A 24,415-nucleotide genomic window follows, 5' to 3' on the forward strand; every position below is an offset into this window, starting at 1 on the left:
TCAAATGTACAAAAATTTAGTGCCACGTTTTATTAATTATGTAAAGAAAGAAACACGCTCAGATCATTCTAGCCAAACAGTTCCATCAACACCAACACAAGTAGAATTCGCTCATATGTTAGTGGAAGAACTAAAAGAACTAGGCATGTCTGATGTGAAATACAATGAAGCAAATGGATTTGTAACAGCTGAGTTGCCAAGTAATACTGACAAAGAAGGCGTTCGCAGCATTGGATTTATTGCTCATATGGATACAGCTGATTTTAATGCCGTTGGAGTTAATCCTCAATTTGTTGAGAACTATGATGGGCAATCAGACATTACATTAGGTGATAGTCAATATAAATTAACAGTGAAAGATTTCCCTAACTTAGCTAATTATGCAGGTCAAACACTTATTACAACAGATGGTACAACATTATTAGGCGCAGATGATAAATCTGGTATTGCTGAAATTATGACTGCAATGGAAATCTTAATTAGTCAACCTGATATTAAACATGGTAAAATCAAAGTGGCCTTTGGTCCAGATGAAGAAATTGGTGTCGGCGCTGATCGCTTTGATGTTGAAGATTTCGATGTTGATTTTGCTTATACAATGGATGGGGGTCCAGTTGGCGAATTGAACTATGAAACATTTAGTGCTGCTCAAGCCAATATTACCATTCATGGTAAAAATGTTCATCCAGGAACAGCTAAAAATACGATGATTAATGCGTTATCTTTAGCGATTGAATTTGATAATCAATTACCAGCCAAAGAACGTCCACAATTTACAGAAGGTTACGAAGGTTTCTTCCACTTAATGGAATTATCAGGTAATGAAGAAGAAGCAAAAATGGGTTATATTATTCGTGATCATAAACGTGAAGCGTTTGAAGCTCGTAAAGCGTTAATAACTGAAATTCAAACAAACATGAATGCACGTTTTGATGAAGAACGTATTGTAATTGACATGTATGATCAATATTACAATATGGGCGAAGTTATTGAAAAAGATATGAGTATTATTGAATTAGCTAAAGAAGCAATGGTTGAAGCTGGGATTGAACCAAAAGTTGAGCCTGTACGTGGTGGAACAGATGGTTCTAAGATTTCATATATGGGCTTACCTACACCTAATATTTTTGCTGGAGGCGAAAATATGCATGGACGTTTTGAATTTGTCGCTGTTGAAAGCATGCAAAAAGCGACTGATGTTATCGTAGGTATTATTAAATTAAACGAACAAAAGGCTTAATCAATAAATGAGTACTGGAATTCTAGTTTATCTGATTGTAGCAAATGTATATGTTTTTCTGTTGATGTGGTTAGATTATTATCAACAAAAAACAGGAAAAAAAGAATGGCCAGTATCTGAATGGCAAATGATGACGATTGGTTTATGCGGGGGTGGCTTAGGTGGTGCCCTTGCCATGATTATTTTAGGACATAAAGAAAATCGTCAACGAGTGAAAATTATTTTTTCTTTAGGGCTAATCATCGCGGTTATCCTTTTTGCAAAAATGGTTGGTTGGATATAAAAAGTGTAGCAATGGGCTAGAAATAAGTCTTTTCTGGTTCATTGCTTTTTTTGAAAGGAACGAAAGATGCTTACATTTGATGAAAAGAAAAAAATTATTGAGGAATTTGCTGAACTTCAAGCACAACCTGTTTCAATGAATAGAATTAATTATCACTATCCAGAAAGTGCAGTTGATCATACGGTCGTTGTAAAATATTTACATCCCAAAAGCCATAATGCATTTGTTTATGCAGGTTATTTGCCAGCAGATGAGACAAATGATGGGTATGTTTCCGTTAGAGATGCTTCTGAAAGTGAATTAAGACGCTTCATTCAATTAGGAATTGAAGAGCTTAAAAAGACTGTTGATGGGTTTGAAGAAGGTTATGAAGAAGAGTGGCAAGATGAACGTGGAGATGTCTTACGTTTACGCTATGTCAATCCAGTATGGGCAGTTGTTATGCAAACTGAAACAATTGAAGCTATTTTTAAAACTAAAGAAGCAGCAGAAAGTTATTTAGAGGACGAAGGATTTTATTTCTGACTATTAATGATGACTAAAAAACACTTCCGAAAGGAAGTGTTTTTTAGTCATCATCTTTATCTTTTTTCTCGTTTTTCTTTTCTGTTTTTTGATTTGTTTTTTTGGTAGTTGTATTATTTTTCTTCTTTTGATTATCTTTTGCTACTTGATTCCAAAACTTATCATAATTTTCTGTTGTTCCTCCTACACCAAATTGATAAGTTGGAGCCGATGGACTGTTACCTTCAGCGTAATAGGCTGTAACGTTTTTACCAGGTGTATAGTAGTTACGAGAGTTATATTGGAATGATCCGATAGTTGTCCCAGTTTTATCAGAGACTTGATAAGATTTAACAGAACTATCAAGTGTAAATTTTTTATTTGTTTCAAACGCATCAGGTTTTACTTGATAGGCAGCATTAGCTATAGCCGCCCATAGCTGCATGTTGTTTTGTCCAAAGGTTTGTGGCATGTTAACATTGTTCGGATTATCAGTATTTGACTTACCAATCCATGAGCTTAACGTGACACCAGGTGTGGATGCTGTAAACCAAAAATCACGATCGCTTTCAGATGTCCCAGTTTTTCCTACCCAATCTGCATATGCAACATCTCCGTATAAATAATTCTTCGCAGTTGTTCCAGTACCGCTTGTTAAAACATCTCTCATTAAATTATTCATGATTGAAGCTGTTGATTTTTTGTACACTTGAACAGGCTCATTTTTATGCTCAAAAACTACATTGCCTTCTGAATCAGTAATTTTTTGAATAACATGACCTTCTTGGTAGGTACCACCATTTGCTAACGTTTGATACGCATTTGTTTGTTCGAAAACACTCATCCCATAATCCATCGCACCAAGTGGAATAGATTCTCTTAAAAATTCATCAGATCCCATATCTATCTTCATTTTGTCAAAATAGCTTTCAGGATTGGTTACATTGAGTAGCTCTTGATAAAGGTTAACTACCGTGATATTTCCAGATTTTTTCAATGCATTTCTAACGGAAATGAATGATTCACTAGAAGTTTTTCCATAGTTTGTTAATTCGACATCACTTGAATTACCTTTATAGTTACGCTTGAAATCTGGTAACATTGTTTCACTTCCAATTAAGCCGACATCAATTGCAGGTGCATAGGCTAATATTGGTTTCATAGTAGAACCTGGTGAGCGTTTTGTTTGGAATGCGTGGTTATTTTGGTTTTCTGAATAATCTAGACCACCAACAAACCCGAGTACTTTACCGGTACTATTTTCCATCAGAACACTACCATTTTGAATTTGATTACCTGACCAATCATTAATAAGCCATTCATTATTTTTGACTGCATTGTTCATGGCATAGTAGACATCTTTGTCGATTGTCGTTTCTATTGTATAGCCTTTAAGACGTATATCTCGTTCGGCAAGCGTATAATATTTAGAATAAAGATTATCGTCTTTTTCTATATCTGCATCTGTTAATTTATCTGCGGTATAGTACATCTTCATTAACGTTTTAATAGCTTCTGATTCAACTAAGTAATATAAGTAACCTTTATCATCTTGTATGTTTTTTTCTTGTTTACGGAAATCTTTTGAAATGTCATAAGCTTTTGCTTCTTCATATTCTTTTTTACTGATTAATTTCTCACGATACATATTCGCTAAGACTTGTTGCTGTCTGTCTATTCCAATTGTATTATCGTCTTTTAATTCACCGGTATTTGTGTAAGGACTATAAACGATGGGACTTTGAGGTAAGCCAGCAATATAAGCAGCTTGTGGCAGATTAACCTCACTAGCTTTAACACCAAATATACCTTCTGATGCTTCTTCAACGCCAGCAATATTTTCGCCCTTATTATTACGGCCAAAAGGCGAGACATTTAAATAAGCCGTTAAAATTTCTTCTTTGCTTAATTCCTCTTCAACTTTTACCGCATATAAAATTTCATTAGCTTTACGTGAAAAACTTAGTTCATTCGTTAATAGCTGTTGTTTAACTAACTGCTGGGTAATCGTTGAACCGCCAGATTGTCCACCAAGACCTGTGACGTCAGAAATCATTGCACGAATTAATGCTTTGGGAACGATGCCTTTATGAATATTAAAATACTCATCTTCAGTGGCAATTAACGCATTTTTTATTAATGGCGATATTTGATCGCTGCTTACTCTCGTTCGCACGATATCTGAACGTAAATCGGCAATTTTTTGACCATCAGCGTAATTAATATGTGAAACTAGTTCGATATTATTAATGGCTTTTTTCAATTCTTTCTTTTCAGGTATTTTAGTATGTTCCGTTAAGTTAGTAAAATAGCCTAAGACAATACCGGCACCTAAAGAGCCACCTAATAAAAGGAGTCCAAGGAATAGATACAAGGTGGATTTAATGACTTCCATTGAAATAATTCCACCAAAAATCAGTTTGTCTTTGACTGTTTTACTTCTTTTGTTTTTTCTTCTTGTCTTCAGTACGATCACCTCATTAATCTACAATCACTTCATTATAGCAAAAAATAGGAGCGGTTCCTAGCTTAAACGGTTTACTTTTATGTTTATGAAAAATAATGTATACTTTCACTAGAGATTCATGTTATTTTCAGAAATATTTGATGAAGGGTAGTTTTTAACTAATGATTTTTTTTGATTTAGATGACACACTGTATGACCAAATGTCACCATTTAGACAAGCGTTTGAAGAAGTTTTTTATGAAGAAAAGTTTCAAACAATTGATTTAATCGAATTATTTGAGCATCGTCAAGGGTTTAGTATCGAGGCGTATTCAATGTTTACAAGAGGCGAGATAACAAAATTAGAAATGTTTAGTTACCGCTTATGTCGCTCGTTTGAAGCGATGGGAATTGAAATTACAGAGAAACAAGCGCTAGATTTTCAAGAAGCCTATCAAGGATTTCAAGAAACCATTGAATTAGACGAAGAAATGGTTAAAGTATTAGATGAATGTGTGATGAATCAGTTACCGATAGGAATACTAAGTAACGGAGAAGATCTTCACCAATGGAAAAAGATTAAACATTTAAATTTAGAAAAATGGTTTAAAAAAGAGCATATTTTTGTTTCAGGTGCCATCGGATATGATAAGCCAGATAGACGTATTTTTGACTACGTTGAAAAACAAATAGGTTTACCTGCTAGTGAATTATGCTTAGTAGGGGATAATTTTGAAAATGACGTGATGGGAGCAAGTGGCGCTGGTTGGAAAACAGTTTTCTTAAACAAATATCGTTTAGATACGTCAAAATTACGACAAGCCAATTATGAAATAACATCTAGTAGTGAATTAAAGCAACTTATTGAACACTTATAATTATTTTGACAAAATAATTATGAAATGTTAAGGTATAAATTAATACTACTGAGAGGAGCAACTTACATGTACAATAGTGAACTGACATTAACTAATTCTATAACATTATTTAACTGGCAAAGATACTATTGTATGTATGGCTTCTGAACTGAAACCATAGATACAATTTTAGAGTACTTTCTAAAACATGTATCTGTGCCTAAACTACCTAAAGCATAGAGAAATCTATGCTTTTTTTGTTGTTAGAAAGTACTCGCATCGTGATTCATAAAAAATTATAAGCGAGGAAACCATAATGAAAACAACAAAACAAACCAACATTTTAGCATTAACCCCTATTTTTATCGTGTTAGGACAAGTATTAACCTTGGTAACACCAAATTTGTTAGGCGTTATTCGCCCTGACTTTGCGTTAGTATTCCTTTTTCTATGTGTGATCATCCATCCAACGAGCAAGCAAGTAGTGGTGGCAAGCATTTTGACGATGGCTATGTCGTTACTAGCGGGAGGAAATCCCTTGTTCTTATTGCCATCGTTTGCAGATCGTTTAGTGTCAGCATTTGTTTGCTTAGCTATCTATCAATTAATTAGTCAAGGATTGGCAAGTAATAATAGGTTTAATAAGGGCTTACTCTTTTTTGTTAGCACGCTAGTCAGTGGGGGTGTGTATGTGTTGAGTGTTTATATCATAGGCGAAATGTTTCAGTTGCCAGAGTTACTTATCATTTTTAAAATGGGACTACCCATGTTAGTCGTCACCATTTTAATCACTGCGGCAATTAATTTCTTTATCGGAAAATTTTTGATTCAGTTGTTAGCCCTTGTATCAAAAAAAGAATATTAAGCAATTAGATTGTTATCTGACTAGAAAAAACATACAATAAATAAGAAGATAAGTTTAGGAGGAATGAAACGAATGTTAATAGGATCACACGTAAGTATGAGCGGTAAAGCAATGCTATTAGGCGCTGCACAAGAGGCAGCAAGTTATAACGCAAGTACATTTATGATATATACTGGGGCACCCCAAAATACGCGTCGTAAAGCAGTTGAAGAAATGAATATTGAAAAAGGACAATTAATGATGAAAGAGGCTGGATTAAGCCATATGGTGGTACATGCACCCTATATTATTAATTTAGGCAACACAACCAAGCCTGAAAACTTTCCATTTGCTGTTCAATTTTTAAAAGATGAAATCATGCGTGCTCAAGCATTGGGAGGCACTCAAATCACTATGCACCCCGGAGCTCATGTCGGAGCTGGAGTGGATGCAGGGATTAACCAAATCATCAAAGGGTTAAACGAAGTACTGACAAAAGAACAAGTACCACAAATTGCATTAGAAACAATGGCCGGTAAAGGAACAGAAATTGGTCGATCTTTTGAAGAACTTGCTCGCATTATTGAAGGGGTCGAATTAAATGAAAAGTTATCAGTAACATTAGATACGTGTCACATACATGATGCTGGCTATGATGTGACAGACTTCGATGCTGTGTTAACAGAATTTGATAAAATCATCGGATTAGATCGATTAAAAGTCATTCATGTCAATGATTCAAAAAATATTAGAGGGGCCGGTAAAGACCGCCATGCTAATATTGGATTTGGAGAAATTGGATTTGAAGCACTTAATCGTATTGTGCATCATGAGGCATTAAAAGATTTACCTAAAATATTAGAAACGCCTTATGTTGGAGAAGATAAAAAAACAGCAAAAGCTCCTTATAAACATGAAATTGAGATGTTTAAAGAACAAAAATTTAACCCAAATTTATTGGAAGATATCCAAAAATAACAAAATTTTACTAAAAAAGTAAAATAACCTTTTCAAAACGTCTTTCTTTTAGTAGAATTGATAGTTGAGAGAAAGAAAAAATTATAGATGAAAGGGGCGATTTAAATGGGTACAGGATGGGTAATTTTAATTGCTATTATAGCGTTATTAGCTGGTTTAGTCGGCGGCTTCTTCATCGCAAAGAAATATATGGAAGATTACTTACAAAAAAATCCACCCGTCAACGAAGAGTTATTACGCTCTTTAATGGCACAAATGGGGCAAAAACCTTCTGAAAAGAAAATCCGTCAAATGATGGCTTCAATGAAAAATCAAAATCAGAAGAAAAAATAGGATTTGATAGAATCAATTCGTATGCGAAAAAGCGAGCGCTTGTGAAGAAGTGCTCGCTTTTTATGTTTATTATCAGCCATTCCAATCATCGATTACGAATGGCATTATCAGGAGGTGCAAGATGCAAATTTTTAAAAAGTTAGGCTGGTTCTTTAAACAAGAGAAAAAAGCTTATTTTTGGGGTGTTTTATCATTAATTATTGTGGCATTATTACAAATTTTAACCCCAAGAATTATTGGATTAGTTGTAAACGAAGTCAATGCAAAGACCTTAACGAAAGAAAAGTTATGGCTGTATGTAGGAATTGTGTTTGTTGGAGGTATTTGTCAGTATATTTTACGTTTTATCTGGCGTACTAACATTTGGGGGAGTGCTGCTAGGTTGGAAAAAACACTAAGAAAACGCCTGTTTCATCATTTTACATCGATGGACCAAGTCTTTTTCCAAAAATATCGCACAGGTGACTTAATGGCTCATGCAACTAATGACTTAAACGCGATTCAAAATGTTGCAGGTGCAGGTGTATTAACCTTAGTTGATTCATTATTGAATGGTGGTATTACCATTATTGCCATGTGTTTATTTATTGATTGGCGATTAACCTTAATTGTCTTAATTCCGTTACCATTATTAGGTGTGATGTCACGTGTGTTGGGTTCCAAAATGCATGATGCTTTTAAAGAATCACAAGAAGCGTTCTCTATTATCAATGACAAAACACAAGAAAGTATTACTGGTGTCAAAGTAATCAAAACATTTGGACAGGAGTCTGAAGATATACAAGAATTTTCAGAAAAAATTGACCATGCGATCACAAAACAAAATCGTGTAAACTTCATTGATTCGTTATTTGATCCATTAATTACTATTATAATTGGATTATCTTACGTCTTAACATTATCTGTTGGGGGTTATTTTGTTTCTAAAGGGATAATTAAAGTCGGTGACATGGTCTCAATGTTTGCTTATATTTCCATGTTAGTTTGGCCAATGTTTGCGATCGGTCGTTTGTTCAATGTCCTTGAAAGAGGAAGTGCAAGCTACGATCGTATTCAGGAACTATTGCAAGAAACGTCTCAAATAGCTGAACAAACACATGCTATTAATACGCCGGCTGCTGGAGACTTGGCATTTGATTTAACATCATTCACCTACGAAGGGGATGAAAAGCAAAGTCTTCATAATGTGCATTTCTTATTAAAAGAAGGCCAAACGTTAGGCTTAGTTGGAAAAACAGGTGCTGGTAAAACGACGATTCTCAAGTTGTTATTACGTGAATTTGATCATTTTGATGGTGTCATTAATTGGGGTAATCACCGATTAGAAGATTATTCTTTAGATGCGTTATTATCATCAATTGGTTATGTACCCCAAGATAATTTTTTATTTTCGATGACGGTTCGTGATAATATTAGGTTTGCAAAACCAGAAGCTACCCAAGAAGAGGTAGAAGAAGTTGCAAGGTTGACTGCTATCCATGAAGATATATTAGGATTTCCGGATGGTTACGACACAATGGTAGGCGAACGTGGCGTGTCACTGTCTGGTGGTCAAAAACAAAGAATATCAATTGCTCGAGCATTACTATTAAATCCAGAATTATTGATTTTAGATGATTCATTGTCAGCCGTTGATGCGAAGACTGAAGAAAGTATTTTGTCTAATCTGAAAACGACTCGCCAAAATAAAACGACGATCATTGCAGCACATCGATTAAGTAGCGTGATGCATGCTCAGGAAATATTAGTCATTGATGAAGGAACTATTAGCGAGCGAGGCAACCATGAACAATTAGAAGCACTAAATGGTTGGTATGAGGATATGTATGAACGTCAACAATTAGAAGCAAAAATAGAAGGAGGGGTTGCTTAATGTCTGAACATCAATCAGAGTGGACAAAATCCATGTCAACAAAGGAACAAATCCATGTAGTTAAACGTATGATTGGCTATACTAAGCCATATTGGCATTTGTTTATTCCTTCTATTATTTTGTCGTTAGTTTTAGCGGCAGTTAATATGGTTTTACCAAGAATTATCCAACAATTTATCGACAATTATTTAGAGTTAGGAAATACTTCGTTAAATATCTTTTTCTTTTTTGCTATGCTTTATTTTGCCACAGTTATAGTAAAGGCAATTATTTGGTTTTTCCAATATAGTTTATACTTAAAAGGTTCGGTTAAAACATCGCAAAGTATTCGTTTGGCACTCTATAATAAAGTTCAATCACTAGGTATGCGTTATTTTGATCAAACACCTGCAGGCTCAATTGTCTCACGAGTAACAAATGATACAGAAACGTTAGTAGATTTCTGGTTTGTTTTTCAGAGTGTTTTAACGGGTGTCTTTGGCATGATTACCGGTGTAATTGCAATGTGGTTATTAAGTCCTGCTTTAACACTTAAAATCATTTGGTTTATTCCATTATTATTAATTATTGTCTGGTATTACCAAAAATTTAGTTCACGTGTCTATCGTCAAATGCGTGAAAAGCTTAGCCAATTAAATACAAAATTAAATGAATCGATTTCCGGCATGTCTATTATCCAGCAATTTAGGCAAGAAAAACGTTTAGAAGAAGAGTTTGAAGCGATTAACGATGATTATTTACAAACAAAAACGTCAATGATACGCACTAATTCGCTCTTACTAGCACCAGTTATCAATTTATTAGTCGCTACTTCGACTGCTCTAGTTCTGTATTATTTTGGTAATTTATCGTTAAATCGTTTAATAGATATTGGAATGATTTATGCGTTTATTACATATGTTCAAACATTTTTCCAACCGATGATTAACATGATGGACTATTTGAGTGTTTTTCAAGACGGGATAGTAGCAAGTAGTCGTATTTTGAAAATTATGGATCATGATGAAGTGGCACCTCAACAAAACGAACAGGCCGATGCGAAAATTGTTGAAGGGAAAGTTGAATTTCGTAATGTTAGTTTTGCATATGATGGCGAGCATCAAGTGCTGAAAAACATTAGTTTTGTCGCAAACCCTGGTGAAACAGTCGCGCTAGTTGGTCATACTGGGAGTGGGAAAAGTTCTATCATTAACGTTTTAATGCGATTTTATGAATTCTATGATGGAGAAATATTAATTGATGATCGTGATATTCGTGATTTCCCTATGGAAGAATTACGTGATAAATTGGGCTTAGTTTTACAAGAAGCCTTTATGTTTTATGGGGATATTAAAAGTAATATTCGATTACTAGATCAATCCATTACAGATGAAGAAATTATCGAAGCAGCTAAATTTGTTCAGGCAGATAAATTTATTGAATCACTACCAGATGGTTATGATTCAAAAGTTATTGAACGTGGTGCAAGCTATTCAAGTGGTCAACGTCAGTTACTTTCTTTTGCAAGAACAATCGTGGCGGATCCTAAAATATTAGTACTTGATGAAGCGACAGCCAATATTGATACAGAAACAGAAGGCTTGATTCAAGAAGGTTTAAAACGCATGCGAAAAGGACGTACAACGATTGCCATTGCCCATCGTCTATCAACAATTAAAGATGCAAATTTGATCTTAGTCTTGGATAAAGGACGTATTGTTGAGCAAGGGACGCATGATGAGTTGATTGCTCATGGTGGTTTATATTTTGACATGTATCAGCTGCAACAAAAGGGTGAATAGTCTTGAGATAGCTCTTTATAAGCTTTGATTTATTATTTACTAAAAAGGAAATTGACAATAGTTGATTTCCTTTTTTTGTTGAAATATGTTTGAAAACGCTTTATAGTAGTGAGAGGAAGAAAAGGAGAGAAGCACATGTCTTATAAATATTCCATATTATTAGTAGATGATGAACAAGAAATTCGTGATGGAATGTCTCGACAAATCCCCTGGAATCAGTGTGGTTTTGAATTGTTAACAACAGCAGAAAATGGATTGGAAGCATTAGAATTAGTTGAACGTTTAAAACCAGACGTCATTATAACAGATATAAAAATGCCGTTTATGTCTGGGCTAGAGTTTATTAATAAAGCCAGTCAAATTTCCCCATTAACAAAGTTTATTGTATGTTCAGGATTTGATGATTTTGAATATGCTCAACAAGCTATTTCATTGAGTGTTTTTTCATATGTATTAAAGCCAATTTCTTCTAATGAATTTGTAAATGTTCTTGTCAATCTTAAACAGAAAATGGACAGTGAATGGAAAGAGAAAAAAGAAAGTCTATCATTAAAAAATCAACTAGCTTCTAGTGAATCTATTATTTACGATAATTTTCTAATTTCTTGTATGCAAGGGGCTATTGAAGAAAACCAAATGGCAACTTTTTCAAAATTGATTGGTTTTAATCAAGAGCAATCCTATTGTGTTTTTTCTTTGCGTGTGGATAAATCCAATCACTTGTTATCTAAGACTGAAATAAAGAGTAATCATCAGGATTTGCTGGTGTATGCTATTAAAAATATTTTTGATGAATGGCTGATTCAGCGTTATAGTATTCATTCTCTATTAATTGGTAAAGATTTATTTTATATCATAGAGATAGAGGATGAACAAGAAATCAATCAATTAATGATTGATTTAAATGCATTATGTAAACAGTCTACAAAGCTATCTGACGCGTATGTCTTTGGTGGCGTAAGTTTTTTAACCAATCGCTTAAGCAAGCTGTCGCAAGCTACTCACCAAGCTATTACAGCTGTTCAATATAGTACGATGTTGGATTTAGAAAATAATTTCGTTACGTTTATGGGAGATGTTAAGGATCGATTGGATATTAGCTATTTGTCGATTGAAGAAGATTCTAAATTAATAACTTTAATAAAAAAAGGCACGGCTATCGAAATAGAAACAATTATACATGATATTTTTAACGAAATTGAAGAAAAGAAATTCAGTATTAAATCGTACCACCTATATATTATCGATATTTTTAATTCTATAATAAAAACAGCTAATCTATATAAGATAAAAAATGATGAGTTATTTGGTGATACAGTTCCCAATATTACGGAGATATTAAGTAAACACCCTAAACATATCATTGAATCATGGCTCATTGGTTTGTGTAAAAACATAAATGAAATGATTCTTCACAACAATGAAAAAACACGTAAAAATATTATAGACGATTCATTAGACTATATTAATAGAGAATTTGACAATCCTGATTTAACGGTCGAATTAATTAGTAAAAAATTATATTTAAGTTCTACGTATTTTTCAACATTATTTAAAAGAGAGATGGGACAAAGTTTTATTTCCTATTTGACGGAAATACGTTTATCAAAGGCACGTTACTATTTGGAAAAAACGAACGACAAGAACTACATAATTGCTGAAAAGATTGGCTACTCCGACCCAAATTATTTTGGTTATGTTTTCAAGAAAAAATATGGTATATCACCTAAACAATATCGACAAACTTTGACAACTAACAGGATGATGCTAACTAATGAAAAAAATGTTAAATAAATTCTATGAAAAAAGCACCTTACAAGTCATTATTTCTATTTGTTTTACAAGTGTAGCGGTTATTTTTGTGTTATTTCTTGCTATTTTTTATCAAAATAGAATGAATAAAGAAAGTGAAAAATCACTTGCCTACACACAGCTTCAGGTGGTAAGTCAAGTGGGTAAACATTTAGATAGTTATTTTCATAGTACGATGAATATTACGAACACTTTATATGGAGAAACAATTAATAAATGGGATGTAACTTCGGATTATGACAGAATTAAAGCGGAGTTTAATAAGCAAAAATTGTTGAATCAAGACTATATTACGTCTATTTCGCTCTTTGATTCTAAGGGTGAATTAGTGATGTCTACAAATGGTAATAAAATAAATGCCAATTATGACGTCGTTAGTCAACCGTGGTTTTATAAAGCGATTACGAGTGTTGAAAATAGTCACTTCACCAGACCTTATGTCGAAAACCTGTTTGATAATCAAGAAGCTGAATTTCCTTGGGTATTTTCTTTAAGTCAAGCGGTTATTTACAGAGACAACCATTTAACGAAACAAGGTATATTGCTAATTAATATGGATTTATCACGTATCGAACAGATTTGTAAAAATGTTGATTTAGGTAATTCTGGCTATTTATTTCTCATGGATGATAAGAGTGAAATCATTTATCATCCTAAAGAAAAATTAATTAGTGATGCACGTTATCATGAAAATTTAGAAACAATTATTCATTATCCAGAAGGAACACAAACAGAAACAATAAATGATGATGAACGGGTCGTTATTAAGAAAAAATTAGGTTATACTGGTTGGCAATTAATAGGGATTTCTCAACTACCAACACAACTTCCCTTTTATAAAAATCAATTTATTTGGTTGTTTTGTGGTGTGAGTATTTTATTGTTATTCTTAATTAATTATATATTATCTAAATTAGTGACAAAGCCAATTGAACAATTAGAACAATCGGTCGAAAAAATTGAAAATAATAGCGGGGAGATTGATTTTGAATTAAATGGTACGAGTGAGATTCGGCACTTGTCAACAGCTTTGAATTCAATGACAGTCAACCTACAACGTTTGATGGAAGAATCTGTTGAGAACGAAAAGAAGAAACGACAGTCCGAAATGGCTGTTTTACAAGCACAAATCAATCCTCATTTTTTATATAACACATTAGATTCTATTGTTTGGATGATAGAATCAAATAAATATAGTGAGGCCATCACCATGATTACATCGTTGGCTAAGCTATTTAGAATTAGCTTAAATAAAGGGAAAGATATCATTACACTAGCTCAAGAAATATCTCACGTTGAGAATTATCTAAAAATTCAGTCGATTCGTTATAAAGACATGTTTCGTTATGATATTAATATTGAGTCTAATGTAACGGAAGCTGCTTGTATTAAGTTAATTATGCAACCTTTAGTGGAAAATGCTATCTATCATGGGATTGAACCAGCATTTGAGGAATGTGTTATTACGATTAGTGTGACAAAAAAAGATAATAAACTCTCCGTACTCATAAAGGATGATGGTGTTGGAATGAGTGAAGAGCAAGTAGATAATTTGTTGAATGGTAAGCTACCTATATCAAGTAAGGGATCCAGTGTTGGATTTCGTAATGTTTATGAAAGATTGAAGCTTTGTTATGGCGAAGAAGTAGAGGTTACTATTGAAAGCGAACTAGAAGAAGGAACTACTATTACTATTAACATGCCAATATATTCTGTTGAAGAATTGGAAAGAAGAAGCCAATCAATATAAATACTCCATTAATGAGCCAGACATTAAATAGTCCGTGCTAACAATCAAATTATAAGAGAGGATTGAAATGAAAAAAAAATTACTTGGTTATTTCCTAGCCATATTTATTATTTTTATAGTACTTGCTGGATGGTTATATCACTTATCAAATGAAGCAAAGAACCGTAACAAAACATTAAAAATCGGGATATTATTATATAGGCAGGATGATAATTTTATTAGTAGTATGAGACAATCAATGGAAGAAGAGATTGATAAATTGATGGAAGAGGACTCTGACGTTACGTATGATTTTCAATTTTTTGATTCTAAAAATAGCCAATTGTATCAAAATGATATAATCGATTCATTAATTTCAGATAAATACGATGCTTTATGTATTAATTTAGTAGACAGGACAGCTGCCTCCCTAATTATTGATCGGGCGAAATCAGCGGATATTCCAATAGTTTTTTTTAATAGAGAGCCAGTGAATGAAGATCTTACGAGATGGGATAAACTTTACTATGTAGGTTCAGATCCAAAGAAAGCAGGCATGATGCAAGGAGAATTGGTACTTAACTTTAATCATCATTATCCGTCACGTCTTGATAAAAATCACGATGGGATTATCCAATATTGCCTTTTAGAAGGAGAAGTGCTTCATCAAGACGCTATTTTACGAACGAAGTATGCGCTACAAACTATATCTAAGGAGTTATCGTTAGAAAATATCACACGAGAAATGGCTGATTGGTCATATAATAGTTCTTATATAAAAATGTTAGAAGTAGCAAGAAAACGCCTTAATATTGAACTGATTATATCTAATAATGATGCCATGGCACTGGGTGCAAGAAAAGCACTAGTGGATAGTTATTATGTAGAAGAAGATCTACCTTACATAGTCGGAATTGATGGAATAGAAGAAGCCTTACAACTTAGTAATGAATCAATCTTGTATGATACAATCATTAATGATCAAATATCTCAGTCAAAAAAAATCATTTCATTAGCACGTCGACTTGCATCAGATACTATTATTAATCATAAAAAAGATAGGTATTACTTAGTGCCATATAAAAATACAAAGAAAAAACTCTGAATTTTTTAAGTTCAGAGTTTTTTTCTTAATAAAATTCAAGAATTTAGTGAATTTATTCCGTTATAAATGTATACGTTTTCATACTATAATATAACTATCAAAAGGATGGAGGTTATGAAATGAAACAACACAAAATGCTAACTAGTGCGTTAATCGTAACAGGAGTTTTAGGAGGTCTTGTAGGATGTGGAGCCAGAGAAAGTAGTAGCTCAGAGAGTGGAGATGCTGGCAAAGGCTCTGAAATCATGGTTGGATCGGCAATCTATAAGTTTGACGATACCTTTATGACAGGTGTTAGAACTGCAATGTCTGCAGAAGCAGAAAATCAAGGTGTTACATTAGAATTAGTGGACTCACAAAATAAACAACCAACACAAAATGAACAAGTCGATACTTTCATTACAAAAGGGGTAAACGCATTAGCTATTAATGCTGTAGATAGAACAGCAGCAGGTCCCATCGTAGAAAAAGCTAAAGCTAAAGAGTTACCAATTGTGTTTTTAAATCGTGAACCGGAAGAAGATATCATGAATTCTTATGACAAAGTATGGTATGTAGGAGCAAAAGCTGAACAATCAGGAACTCTGTCAGGAGAAATTATTGTTGACTACTTCAATGAGCATAAAGAGGCTGATAAAAATGGCGATGGTAAAATCCAATATGTTATGTTACAAGGTGAGCCAGGCCATCAAGATGCAACATTGAGAAGTGAATATTCTATCAAAGCAATTGAAGATGCAGGATATGAAGCAGAAAAATTAGCAGCAGATACCGCAATGTGGGATAAAGCAAAAGCAACTGACTTAATGAAATCTTTCATTACTGGTCAAGGTTTAGACAAAATTGAAGCAATCATTGCCAATAATGATGATATGGCGTTAGGCGCTGTAGAAGCACTAAAAGCTGAAGGTTACAATAAAGGCGATGCTTCAAAATACATTCCAGTAGTAGGGGTTGATGCAACCGCACCAGCGTTACAAGCAATGAAAGATGGTTCGTTATTAGGGACTGTATTAAATGATGCTGAAAATCAAGGTAAAGCAACAATTAACGTAGCAAAAGCTGCAGTTGAGGGTAAAGAAGTAAATGAAGAAGCAATTGGCTATCCTGTTACAGATGATAAATATGTTTGGATTGATTACGTTAAAGTAACAGTTGATAATTACGAAGAATATATGAAATAAGAGTCAAAGAAGAGGGCTTTCCTCTTCTTTGCTTTATTATGGTGAGGTGTAAAAATGTCTGAATATTTGTTAGAAATGAATCAGATTACAAAAGAATTCCCAGGAGTTAAGGCATTAGACAATGTGACACTAAAAGTTAAAGCTGGTAGTGTGCATGCACTTATGGGAGAAAATGGTGCAGGTAAATCCACCTTGATGAAATGCTTGTTTGGTATTTATCATGAGGATGCGGGTGAAATCAAAATAGAAGGCAAGACACAAAAGATTATGTCTTCAAAGCAAGCCCTTGATTTAGGTATTTCAATGATTCATCAAGAATTGCATCCTATTCGTTTCAGACCTGTAATGGAAAACATTTGGTTAGGGCGTTTTCCTAAAAAAGGAATCGCTATCGATCATAAAGAAATGGCAAGAAGAACGGAAGAATTATTTAAAGATGTTGATCTAAATATCCATCCGGAAACGTTAGCAGGAGATTTATCACCGTCTAGTTTACAACTAGTTGAAATTGCTAAAGCGGTTAGTTACAATTCAAAAATCATTATTATGGACGAACCAACGTCGTCGCTAACAGAGAATGAAACCAAGCATTTATTTGAAATTATCAAACGTTTACAAGCAAAAGGATGTGCTATCATTTATATTTCTCATAAAATGGAAGAGATTTTGAAGATATCAGATGAAGTAACCATTATGAGAGATGGCAACAAAATAGGAACTTGGGATGCTAAAGAGTTAACTACAGATTTAATCATTAATAAAATGGTGGGAAGAGATATGACGAATCTATTTCCTGAAAGACATTCCATCCCACAATCTGAAAATATTATTGAAGTGAAAGATTTTACTGCAAGTGATAAAAAATCATTTAAAGATATCAATTTTGAATTAAAACGTGGAGAAATTTTAGGAATAGGTGGACTCGTTGGGGCACAACGGACGGAGTTAGTGGAAGCAATATTTGGACTACGTTCAATTGAAAGTGGAATCATAGTTAAAGATGGTAAGGAAATCAATATTTCAACGCCACGAGATGCTATCAAACATAAATTTGCTTTGCTAACCGAAGAACGTCGAGCAACCGGTATTTTTGGTATCTTATCAGTTCTAGATAATACAGTGATTGTTGATCAAAAAAAATACGCAAATAACGGTGTATTAAATGAATCTAAACGATTCAATGCAGCGAGTAAAACAAATGAGGAATTACGAACAAAAACGCCAAATCTGGATGAGTTGATTCAAAATTTATCTGGAGGGAATCAGCAGAAAGTATTGTTGGCTAGATGGTTATTAACTGAACCAGATGTCTTGATTCTTGACGAACCTACTCGTGGGATAGATGTTGGGGCGAAATATGAAATTTATACAATTATGCAAAAATTGGTTGAACAAGGAAAATCTATCATTATGATTTCTTCTGAGATGCCTGAATTATTAGGAATGTCGGATAGAGTAATGGTAATGGCTGAAGGTCGCGTGAAAGGTATTTTAAATGCAGAAGAGGCCGATTCAGTAGCTGTTATGAATTTAGCAACTAAATTTGAAGATTAAGTAGTGACAGAGAGGACGAATTAGAATGGAAAATCAGATTTTAACTAAGCAAGACCGAGAAAAAGTGATTTCGCGTGCTAAATTTGCAAAATCATTTATCTTAGTTGGTGCTGTTATTACCATTTTGTCGGTAATTTTATGGTATACATTAGATCCGGCAATTTTTTATGATATGGCATTATATATTGGATTGGTCGGTGTTGGGGCACTTATTTATGGGATTAAACAATTACTATCTAGAAAAAGTAAAGATAAACCAGTAATTATTTCTCAAGAAACAATAAGAACGTTTATCTTAAATAATGCTATTTTACTAGCTCTATTAATTTTGGTACTCGTTATTATGGCTATTCAACCAAGATTTATGCAGTTAGGTGTATTACTTGATATATTGACGATGTCTTCGACAAAAGTTATTGTAGCTTTAGGTATTTGTTTTACGCTTTTAATTGCAGGAACAGACCTTTCAGCAGGGAGAATGGTCGGATTAGCTGCCGTAGTGTCTACTTCAATGCTACAAAATCCGGATTACACCAATAAATTTTTCCCAGATTTACCAGTCTTACCGATTGTTTTACCAATTATTTTAGCTATTATAGCCTGCGGAATATTTGGGGTTTTAAATGGGTTTTTAGTCGCTAAATTTGAAATGCATCCATTTATTGCGACATTAGCGACACAAGTAATTGTTTATGGAATTACGTCTTTATATTTTGACATGGAGCCTAATAAATCTCAGCCCATTGGTGGTATTCGTGAAGATTTTGTTGCACTAGGTCAAACAAAAATTCTTCAAATTGGTGGTTTCCCAGGGATTTCAATCTTAGTCCCAATAGCCATTGGATTTATTCTATTGATTTGGTTTATTTTAAATAAGACAGTTTTCGGAAAAAATGTTTATGCCATTGGTGGAAATCGTGAAGCGGCGATTGTCTCTGGAGTTAACGTCTTTAAAACAATCATGGGTATTTTTATGCTAGCATCTGTTCTTTACGGAGTAGGTGGTGTTTTAGAAGCTGCACGTACAGCTGGTGCGACAAACAACTATGGTAATGGTTATGAGTTAGATGCAATTGCTGCTTGTGTGGTTGGTGGCGTATCGCTTAATGGTGGTGTTGGTAAAGTTGGCGGTATTGTGAGTGGGGTGTTAATCTTCACTGTTATTCAGTACGGTTTACAATTTATTGCCGTTAGTCCAATGTGGCAACAAGTTATTAAAGGGATCATTATTGCAGTAGCGGTTGCAATTGATTTGACAAAATATCGTAAAAAATAAAAAAAACGAAGGGAGAAAAATCTCTCTTCGTTTTTTTATTATGATACGACATTTTTATTCCGCCAATGTCCTGAATGCCACCTTTTGATCATTGCGATAGATCGTAATCCTTCATCTATTGTATAGGCTAACCAGACGCCGACTAAGCCCCATTTAACGACAATGGCTAAAAGATACGAAAAAGGTAAACTAATTACCCATAGCGCAATTAGACTACAAATAAGTGGGAATTTAACATCTCCTGCGGCATTTAAGGCACTAACTAATATCATATTAACAGAACGCCCTGTTTCTAATGCGATATCAATTAATAATATGACCTTAGAGATTTCAATAATCTCTTGATTACTAGTAAAGATACTCATAAAAGGTTCTGCAAATAGGTAGACTATAAAGGATAATAAAATCGTAATAAGCGTTCCAAGTACCGCGCTACGTTTCGCACGATTAAAAGCATGCTCGTATTCTTTAGCACCCACAAATCGTCCAACCATGATTTGGTTTCCTTGAGCAATCGCGTTAGCTGTAATGTAGACAAATTGAGTAATTGTTTGTACATAGGATTTGGCAATTAAATAGGTAGGACCTAAAGTAGCTACTATAATGGTTACCACAATTTGGGAAGCTTGATAAGATAGAGATTCGCCTGAAGAGGGTAAGCCTAATTTAAATATAGTTCCTAAATATTTCTTTGAAATATTAAACGGATTATGTTTTGCCACATTATAACCAATGCATGAATTCAATAAATAAAATGAAATAATTAACCCTATAGTATTAGCAATCGCACTTGATAGGCCAAGGCCATTAACTCCAAGATGAGGAAAACCAAAAGGACTAAACAATGCTAGGTAGTTACCTATTACTGCTAAAATAGTGGAAACAAGTGGGATAATTAAGGCTGGTTTTGTCTGTCCATGACTTCTAAGAACAGCAATAACCACAGCAGTCAATGCTGATACAATCAAACTACCTCCAAAAAATTGTAAGTAACCTTGCCCAATTTCGACAATGTCAGTAGGTAAATTCATAAAGGATAATAACTGTTTAGAAAAGAAAATAAAAGTTAAACTAATTAAGATCCCCATAATAAATGCACCAAACAATCCTGTTTGAATGACTTTATTAATTTTATGATGCTCTTTTGCTCCAATTAATTGCGCAATGATGATTTGTGTCCCAACTGTAACAAAGCCATAAATAAAAACAGTTAAATTGATTAACTGATTCGATGAACTGACGGCCGCGACTGCCGGTTCAGAATAACCTGAAATCATGAACACATTGATGTTTCCAATAATAACACGTAAAAATAATTCTACAAGAATAGGCCAACTTAATAATAGTAATTTTTTATCACTATGAGTCGGCGATAGATAACCTAACATACAGACCTCCTTTTTATTCATTACTTTTATTTTAGACTACCGCTTGTTAAAGTCAATTAAGAATTTGTTTTTTTATGAAAAACAAAAGGGTGGACAAAATGTATGCAAATGAGTAAAGTAAAGGGAGGAAAAATGAGAAGGAAGTGGAAGACAATATGTATGATGTAGTTATTATTGGCTCAGGCCCTGGCGGTATGACCGCAGCTCTTTATGCATCTAGAGCTGATTTAAAGGTTTTAGTATTAGAACGAGGTATTTATGGTGGTCAAATGCAAAACACTGCAGAGGTTGAAAATTATCCTGGTATGGGCATGATTAGTGGTCCAGAATTATCAGAAAAAATGTATCAAGATTCGAATAACTTTGGAGCGGAACACGCGTATGGTTATGTTACAGGAATTGAAGTAAATGATACACATAAAACGGTGGTAACGGACGATAATCGTTATGAAACGAAAACAGTTATTATTGCGACAGGTGCTGAACATAGAAAATTAGGAACACCTGGTGAAGATGAGTTTGCTGGACGCGGTGTGTCGTATTGTGCCGTATGTGATGGTGCATTTTTCCGTAACCAACACTTAGCAGTTATCGGTGGTGGTGACTCAGCGGTTGAAGAAGGAGCTTATTTAACACAGATGGCGTCTAAAGTAACCGTTATTCATCGACGTGACGAATTGCGCGCTCAAAAGATTTTGCAAGATCGTGCATTTAAAAATGAAAAAATGGACTTTATCTGGAATAAAACAGTAGAGACAATTCAAGGTGATGATAATAAAGTAAATGCCTTACAATTAGTTGATACACAAACGGGTGAAACGTCGACATTAGAAGTTGATGGTGTCTTTATTTATGTAGGGTTAGTACCAATCACTGAACATTTTAGTAATCTAGGCATTACAGATGAAGAAGGTTGGGTTATAACTAACGAAAAAATGGAAACAACAATGCCAGGTATTTATGCAATTGGTGACGTTAGAAAAACAGTCTTACGTCAGATCACCACAGCAGTTGGCGATGGTAGTATTGCCGGTCAAGAAGTTTATAAGTACATTGAATCATTAAATGATTAAGATGATCATTTGAAAAGGATAACTTAGTTTATCCTTTTTTTGTTTGTATCAAGATATGGTAAACTTAGACTATTAAGAAATAAAGAGAGGTTATTATGAAGAGTTGTGGCATTATTGCAGAATATAATCCGTTTCATAACGGTCATGAATATCAAATTAAACAAGCAAGACAATACTCGAAGGCTGAGGCAATTATTGTCGTAATGAGTGGGAATTTTTTGCAAAGAGGAGAACCAGCCATTATTGATAAATGGCAACGAGCGGCACTAGCTCTTGAATATGGGGCAGATTTAGTTGTCGAGTTGCCCTTTGCATATGCGGTTCAAGCAGCGGATTATTTTGCTGAAGGTGGGATTAAATTATTGCATGCGTTAGGGGTCGAGGCGTTATCTTTCGGTACAGATTATGAAGGATTGATGGACTATCATGCATTCGCTCAATTTCAATTGGAAAATGAGTCTGCCATTAACCGAGCCTTTAAAGCAATTCAAAATAATGGGATGAGCTATCCGCAGCAAATGACGGACGTCTATCGACAACTTTTCCCAGAGATGTGTTTAGATTTTTCATCGCCTAATCATATATTAGGAATGTCTTATGCCAAAGAAAATATTAAGTATACTAAGCCAATGACACTTATACCTATTACTAGATATCAATCCAGTCATAATGATACATCCATTAACGAACAATCATTTGCTAGTGGGACAGCTATTCGTAAGCTAACATTAGACGGAGAGTTGAGTGGAATTAAGCATGTGTTACCCAATAATACTTATGACATATTGCGTACAGAAACATTAGTATCATGGGAAAATTTATGGCCGTTATTAAAATATCAATTAACTGTTCTATCAACTGATCAACTAGCGAGACTGTACCAGGTAACCCAAGGAATAGAGTATCGACTAAAAGAAGCAGTACGTCAGGCAACAAGCTTTGCTGAGTTTGTTTCCCAAGTGAAAACTAAACGTTTTACTTGGACAAGAATTCAACGACTATGTACCTATCTATTACTTAATGTCAATGAAGAGGAAATAACAGAAGCAAGAAAACAGCCTTATGTCAGAATTCTTGGTTTTAACGACGTAGGGCAACAACTAATTAAAGAACGTAAAAAATCTTGTGAAATACCAATCATCACCAATATAAATAAAAAAAATGAATCCCTTCTTCGTTTAGATATAAGAGCGGGTCAAATTTATCAGATGGCTAAAAACGATAGAAAAGAACAAGATTATTATCAATCTCCGATAAGAAAACAACAAATAAACACTTTTTAGAACTATAAGCCGAGAAAAATGTGGGGCTTAAGACTGATGGCAGAGCAAAAAACTAGCGGTATGATTAGGTTATCAGAAAAATAGCAGGGGGAAAAACGATGACAAATAAAGTCGTAGAAATTAATCACTTACAAAAAATATACGGGAAGGCTAATGAGAAGCAATATCAAGCGTTGGCTGATATATCATTTGATGTGCACGAAGGGGAATTTGTAGGAATTATGGGCCCATCCGGATCAGGTAAAACAACCTTATTAAACATGATTTCAGCTTTAGATACGCCCACTAACGGTACGATTAATATAGCTGGGCAAAACATTGTGAAATTAAACGAAAATCAATTAACAGATTTCCGTGCAGAAAAAATTGGGTTTATTTTCCAAGATTTCAATTTGCTAGAAAATTTAACGATGAGACAAAATATTGGTCTACCATTATCTTTACAAGGTTTATCCGCTAAAAAAATTCAAACACAAGTGGAAAAAATTGCAGATCGTTTAAACATTGGACACATATTAGATAATTATCCAACTGAAGTTTCCGGTGGTCAAAAACAACGAGTAGCTGCTGCTAGAGCATTAATTCATCAACCAGAACTTCTTCTTGGAGACGAGCCTACAGGTGCCTTAGATTCAAAAAATGCGAAAAACCTTTTAGAAGCACTTCGTGATTTAAACGAACAAGATAAGACGACCATCTTAATGGTAACGCATGATCCGATGAGTGCAAGTTATTGTAAACGAATCTTATTCATCAGAGATGGTGAAATTTTTAAAGAAATTGAGAAACAAGGAAGTCAACAAGCGTTTTATGAAGATATTTTATCTATTTTATCACACGTTGACTTTTCAGCAGAAAGTCAGGTGTAGGTA

20 protein-coding genes are annotated in these 24,415 nt (G+C 34.0%); 18 read left to right on the forward strand and 2 right to left on the reverse strand.

Translation table 11 applies throughout. The features are described from left to right. Window positions 1-4: 4 nt before the first annotated feature. From pepT to E4Z98_RS04625, 3 genes are all read left to right on the forward strand, one after another. Window positions 5-1,240 (forward strand): peptidase T, encoded by a 1,236-nt coding sequence (gene pepT, locus E4Z98_RS04615; protein WP_135254764.1) that lies wholly within the window; start codon window positions 5-7, stop codon window positions 1,238-1,240. Between the two features lie 7 nt (window positions 1,241-1,247). Further along, window positions 1,248-1,523: a DUF1294 domain-containing protein gene (locus tag E4Z98_RS04620; protein WP_135254763.1), complete on the forward strand. Its 276-nt coding sequence runs from the start codon at window positions 1,248-1,250 to the stop codon at window positions 1,521-1,523. A 66-nt stretch (window positions 1,524-1,589) separates the two neighbouring features. Further along, window positions 1,590-2,048, forward strand: a complete 459-nt coding sequence (locus tag E4Z98_RS04625) for a hypothetical protein (protein WP_135254762.1) — start codon at window positions 1,590-1,592, stop codon at window positions 2,046-2,048. Between the two features lie 43 nt (window positions 2,049-2,091). On the opposite strand, the gene E4Z98_RS04630 is transcribed toward E4Z98_RS04625, so the two are convergent. Further along, entirely contained in the window at window positions 2,092-4,503 is a 2,412-nt protein-coding gene (locus tag E4Z98_RS04630) for a transglycosylase domain-containing protein (protein ID WP_135254761.1), read from the reverse strand. A 152-nt stretch (window positions 4,504-4,655) separates the two neighbouring features. On the opposite strand from E4Z98_RS04630, the gene E4Z98_RS04635 reads away from it, so the two are divergent. The 12 genes from E4Z98_RS04635 (at window position 4,656) to mglC (ending at window position 19,799) form a co-directional block, all read left to right on the forward strand. Further along, a complete protein-coding gene (locus tag E4Z98_RS04635) occupies window positions 4,656-5,351 on the forward strand; it encodes an HAD family hydrolase (RefSeq protein ID WP_135254760.1) in 696 nt (231 codons plus the stop codon). Between the two features lie 295 nt (window positions 5,352-5,646). After that, complete coding sequence (locus E4Z98_RS04640; protein ID WP_135254759.1) at window positions 5,647-6,195, forward strand: tryptophan transporter; 549 nt, start codon at window positions 5,647-5,649, stop codon at window positions 6,193-6,195. Between the two features lie 72 nt (window positions 6,196-6,267). After that, window positions 6,268-7,152 carry a deoxyribonuclease IV gene (locus E4Z98_RS04645; protein WP_135254758.1) on the forward strand — a complete coding sequence of 295 codons (885 nt, stop codon included), beginning with the start codon at window positions 6,268-6,270 and terminating at the stop codon, window positions 7,150-7,152. Between the two features lie 105 nt (window positions 7,153-7,257). Beyond that, the gene (locus E4Z98_RS04650) at window positions 7,258-7,485 is read left to right on the forward strand and encodes a YneF family protein (RefSeq protein WP_135254757.1); all 228 of its coding nucleotides are present in this window, start codon (window positions 7,258-7,260) and stop codon (window positions 7,483-7,485) included. A 121-nt stretch (window positions 7,486-7,606) separates the two neighbouring features. Then, window positions 7,607-9,358, forward strand: coding sequence for an ABC transporter ATP-binding protein (locus E4Z98_RS04655; protein ID WP_135254756.1), 1,752 nt, complete (start codon window positions 7,607-7,609; stop codon window positions 9,356-9,358). After that, on the forward strand, window positions 9,358-11,139 hold the full coding sequence (locus E4Z98_RS04660) for an ABC transporter ATP-binding protein (protein ID WP_135254755.1): 1,782 nt from the start codon (window positions 9,358-9,360) through the stop codon (window positions 11,137-11,139). The genes E4Z98_RS04655 and E4Z98_RS04660 overlap by 1 nt, the downstream gene beginning before the upstream one ends. Before the next feature lie 135 nt (window positions 11,140-11,274). Next, a complete protein-coding gene (locus E4Z98_RS04665) occupies window positions 11,275-12,933 on the forward strand; it encodes a response regulator transcription factor (RefSeq protein WP_135254754.1) in 1,659 nt (552 codons plus the stop codon). Beyond that, on the forward strand, window positions 12,914-14,701 hold the full coding sequence (locus E4Z98_RS04670; protein ID WP_135254753.1) for a sensor histidine kinase: 1,788 nt from the start codon (window positions 12,914-12,916) through the stop codon (window positions 14,699-14,701). The genes E4Z98_RS04665 and E4Z98_RS04670 overlap by 20 nt, the downstream gene beginning before the upstream one ends. Before the next feature lie 67 nt (window positions 14,702-14,768). After that, on the forward strand, window positions 14,769-15,785 hold the full coding sequence (locus E4Z98_RS04675; protein ID WP_135254752.1) for a galactose ABC transporter substrate-binding protein: 1,017 nt from the start codon (window positions 14,769-14,771) through the stop codon (window positions 15,783-15,785). Window positions 15,786-15,904: 119 nt separating this feature from the next. Further along, the gene (locus tag E4Z98_RS04680) at window positions 15,905-16,969 is read left to right on the forward strand and encodes a galactose ABC transporter substrate-binding protein (protein WP_135254751.1); all 1,065 of its coding nucleotides are present in this window, start codon (window positions 15,905-15,907) and stop codon (window positions 16,967-16,969) included. Between the two features lie 54 nt (window positions 16,970-17,023). After that, entirely contained in the window at window positions 17,024-18,523 is a 1,500-nt protein-coding gene (locus E4Z98_RS04685) for a sugar ABC transporter ATP-binding protein (RefSeq protein ID WP_135254750.1), read from the forward strand. A 25-nt stretch (window positions 18,524-18,548) separates the two neighbouring features. Further along, window positions 18,549-19,799 (forward strand): galactose/methyl galactoside ABC transporter permease MglC, encoded by a 1,251-nt coding sequence (gene mglC, locus E4Z98_RS04690; protein WP_135254749.1) that lies wholly within the window; start codon window positions 18,549-18,551, stop codon window positions 19,797-19,799. A 38-nt stretch (window positions 19,800-19,837) separates the two neighbouring features. Here mglC and E4Z98_RS04695 read toward each other — a convergent pair whose 3' ends face one another. Continuing rightward, window positions 19,838-21,208 (reverse strand): MATE family efflux transporter, encoded by a 1,371-nt coding sequence (locus E4Z98_RS04695; protein ID WP_135254748.1) that lies wholly within the window; start codon window positions 21,206-21,208, stop codon window positions 19,838-19,840. A 134-nt stretch (window positions 21,209-21,342) separates the two neighbouring features. Here E4Z98_RS04695 and trxB point away from each other — a divergent pair, with 134 nt between their 5' ends. From trxB to E4Z98_RS04710, 3 genes are all read left to right on the forward strand, one after another. After that, window positions 21,343-22,260 carry a thioredoxin-disulfide reductase gene (gene trxB / locus E4Z98_RS04700; protein ID WP_135254747.1) on the forward strand — a complete coding sequence of 306 codons (918 nt, stop codon included), beginning with the start codon at window positions 21,343-21,345 and terminating at the stop codon, window positions 22,258-22,260. Between the two features lie 95 nt (window positions 22,261-22,355). Continuing rightward, window positions 22,356-23,543 (forward strand): nucleotidyltransferase, encoded by a 1,188-nt coding sequence (locus E4Z98_RS04705; protein WP_135254746.1) that lies wholly within the window; start codon window positions 22,356-22,358, stop codon window positions 23,541-23,543. A gap of 98 nt (window positions 23,544-23,641) precedes the next feature. Further along, window positions 23,642-24,412, forward strand: a complete 771-nt coding sequence (locus tag E4Z98_RS04710) for an ABC transporter ATP-binding protein (protein ID WP_135254745.1) — start codon at window positions 23,642-23,644, stop codon at window positions 24,410-24,412. Window positions 24,413-24,415: the final 3 nt, after the last annotated feature.

The organism is Vagococcus xieshaowenii, from assembly GCF_004792515.1.
In the GTDB taxonomy this organism is placed as follows: domain Bacteria; phylum Bacillota; class Bacilli; order Lactobacillales; family Vagococcaceae; genus Vagococcus_A; species Vagococcus_A xieshaowenii.